Source organism: Rhodovulum sp., assembly GCF_011048875.1.
In the GTDB taxonomy this organism is placed as follows: domain Bacteria; phylum Pseudomonadota; class Alphaproteobacteria; order Rhodobacterales; family Rhodobacteraceae; genus Rhodovulum; species Rhodovulum tesquicola.
In genome coordinates this window covers 1-2,793 of the sequence record NZ_DSDD01000132.1, presented here as the reverse complement: position 1 = coordinate 2,793, position 2,793 = coordinate 1, and the positions used below count along the sequence as shown (strand labels likewise).

Annotated in this window: 4 protein-coding genes; 2 read left to right on the top strand and 2 right to left on the bottom strand. The window is 69.3% G+C overall.

Going from position 1 to position 2,793, the window contains the following annotated elements; all coding sequences use genetic code 11:
• Both ENN83_RS04490 and ENN83_RS04485 read left to right on the top strand, forming a co-directional pair.
• Window positions 1-408: F0F1 ATP synthase subunit B' (locus ENN83_RS04490; protein WP_287184527.1), on the top strand; the 408-nt coding region annotated here is incomplete at its 5' end.
• A gap of 5 nt (window positions 409-413) precedes the next feature.
• Window positions 414-974, top strand: a complete 561-nt coding sequence (locus tag ENN83_RS04485) for a F0F1 ATP synthase subunit B (protein WP_287184525.1) — start codon at window positions 414-416, stop codon at window positions 972-974.
• 72 nt (window positions 975-1,046) lie between these two features.
• On the opposite strand, the gene ENN83_RS04480 is transcribed toward ENN83_RS04485, so the two are convergent.
• Both ENN83_RS04480 and ENN83_RS04475 read right to left on the bottom strand, forming a co-directional pair.
• Entirely contained in the window at window positions 1,047-1,817 is a 771-nt protein-coding gene (locus tag ENN83_RS04480) for an FCD domain-containing protein (protein WP_287184522.1), read from the bottom strand.
• A gap of 106 nt (window positions 1,818-1,923) precedes the next feature.
• The gene (locus ENN83_RS04475) at window positions 1,924-2,586 is read right to left on the bottom strand and encodes an OmpA family protein (protein ID WP_287184519.1); all 663 of its coding nucleotides are present in this window, start codon (window positions 2,584-2,586) and stop codon (window positions 1,924-1,926) included.
• Between the last annotated feature and the right edge of the window lie 207 nt (window positions 2,587-2,793).

Below are 2,793 nucleotides of genomic sequence, written 5' to 3'. Positions count from 1 at the left end.
GTGCTGTCGCGCATCGCGCTGCCGCGCATCGCGGCCGTTCTGGCCGAGCGCCAGGGCACGATCTCGAACGACATCATCGCCGCGGACGAGCTGAAGCTGAAGGCGCAGGAAGCCGAGCGGGCCTATGAGAAGGCGCTGTCCGATGCCCGTGCCGAGGCGCAGCGCATCGTCGCCGAGACGAAGGCCGAGATCAAGGCGGACCTCGCCGCGGCCACCGCCCGGGCGGATGCCGAGATATCGGCGCGTGCCGCCGAGGCCGAGAAGCAGATCGCCGAGATCCGCGAGAACGCGATGGAAAGCGTGACCATCGTCGCCCGCGCGACGGCTGGCGAACTGGTCGCGGCGCTGGGCTTCCAGGCCGACGAGGCCGCGGTGACCGCGGCGGTCGACGCCAGGGTGAAGGGGTGAGGGGCATGAAGAAACTCGCAATCGCGGCCAGTCTTGTCGCCAGCCCGGCCTTCGCCGCGTCGGGGCCGTTCTTCTCGCTCTACAATACCGATTTCGTGGTGCTGCTGTCCTTTCTCGCCTTCATCGGCGTGCTGGTCTACCTGAAGGTGCCCGGCAAGCTGGCGGGGATGCTGGACAAGCGCGCGGAGGGGATCCAGCGCGAGCTGGACGAGGCGCGTGCGCTGCGCGAAGAGGCGCAGTCGGTGCTGGCCTCCTATGAGCGCAAGCAGAAGGAGGTCCAGGAGCAGGCCGAGCGCATCGTCGCGAGCGCCCGCACCGAGGCCGAGGCGGCCGCCGCGAAGGCCAAGGAAGACCTGAAATCCACGATCGAGCGCCGCCTTGCGGCCGCCGACGAGCAGATCGAGTCGGCCAAGGCCAGCGCGGTGCGCGAGGTGCGCGACCGGGCGATCACCGTGGCGGTGGCGGCTGCGCGCGAGGTGGTGGCCCGGCAGATGACCGACGCCTCCAACGATCGTCTGGTCGATGCGGCCATCGGCGATGTTCAGGCCAAGCTCAAGCTGCACTGAGCGGCGGAACAGGACAGCAGGACGGCCCGGCAGGGAACTGCCGGGCCTTTTGCGTTGCGCGGGCCGGGATGGTCAGCCGCGGGCGGTGACCTGCTCCAGCCGCTGGCGGGCGATTTCCTCGTTGCGTTCCGATTGCAGGTGGTCGGCCAGCGTGGTCTCGACATAGCTCAGATGCCGTTCCACCGCGGCGCGGGCGGCGGGGGCGTCGCGGGCTTGAAGCGCGTCGTTGATCGCGCGGTGCTGGTCCAGCAGCATCGCCCGCGTGGTGCGCTGGCGGAACATGATCTGGCGGTTGTAGAAGACACCCGCGCGCAACAGGTCGAACATGGCCCGCATGACATGCAGCATCACCAGATTATGCCCCGCCTCGATGATCGCGAGGTGAAATTCGGCATCCAGACGGGCCTCGTCTGCCGGGTTGCGCTTGGCATGCGCGGTCTCCATCCGGCGGAAGATGGCGTCGATCACGGCAAGATCTGTGTCCGAGCCGCGGCGGGCGGCGCGTTCGGCGGCCATCGCCTCGACGTCGCGGCGAAAGGCGATGTAGTCGAACAGCGCCGCGTCATGGCGGGCGAAAAGCTGGACCAGCGCCTCGGGGAAGGCCGCACCCAACACTTCGGCCACGAAGAGGCCCGCGCCGGGGCGGCTGAGCAGAAGGCCGCGATCCCGCAATTCGGCGATGGCCTCGCGCAGCGAGGGGCGCGAGACGCCCAGCTTGTCCGACAGGTCGCGTTCCGAGGGCAGCCGTTCGCCCGGGCGCAGGATGCCGCGCAGGATCAGAAGCTCGATCTGGCGGACCACGGCGCCGGAAAGCTTTTCGGGGTGAACCTTCTGGAAGGGCATGGCCGAACTCCCTGAAACTGGTCAGAAGATATGACCACTTCGGGGCGGCGGCAACGGCCAATGCGCGTTCTCCCCGCCGGTCGGACCGGCGGGGACGCGCCCGGGTTCAGGTTGTCGGGCGGATAACGATTTCGACCCGGCGGTTCTGCGCCCGGCCTTCGGGCGTCAGGTTCGAGGCGACGGGTTGGTCCTCGCCCCGGCCATAGGCGCGGATGCGCCGCGGATCGACGCCCGATCCGGTCAGCACCGCCGCGACCGAGCCTGCCCGGCGCGAGGACAGGTCCTGGTTGTAGCTGGCCGACCCGGTGTTGTCGGTATGGCCGATGATGTCCACGGTCGAGTTGGGATACTGGTTCAGGTTGCGCGCCAGCGCCCGCAGATCCTCACGCAGGTCGGGCCGGACCGTGGCGCTGTCGATGGCGAAGAGGATGTCCTGCGGCATGGTCACGACCAGTTGCGAGCCGGTATTGACCACGTTGATCCGGTCATTGCCCATGTCGCGGCGCAGATCGGCCGCCTGCCGGTCGAGCCTGCTGCCGATCGCCGCGCCTGCCGCGGCCCCGATCGCCGCGCCGACCAGCGCATCGCGTTTGTCGCGTTTGCCGCCATCGGTGACGGCCATGCCGGTGACCGCGCCAAGGCCCGCGCCGATCAGCGCGCCTTCCTTGGTGCGCTGGCGGGGATCGCCGGTATCGGTGGTGGTGGGCGTACAGGCCGCCAGCGCCAGCGCGCCGGACGCGGCCAAAAGAAGGGGGGATTTCGCTCGCATCGGTTCTGCCTCTTGCTTCAGGCCCGGCTGATCCGGACGTCGCGTGCGAATATAATGGCTCTGGCGCGTCGATGCGAGGAAATACAGGGCCTGGGCAACAAGTTGCCGATCACGGGTTCGTGGCAGGGGCCTCGGCGCGGGCGGCTTCCCAGGCCAGCATCGCGCGCTTGACCGGCAGGCCCCAGTGATAGCCGCCCAGCCCGCCGC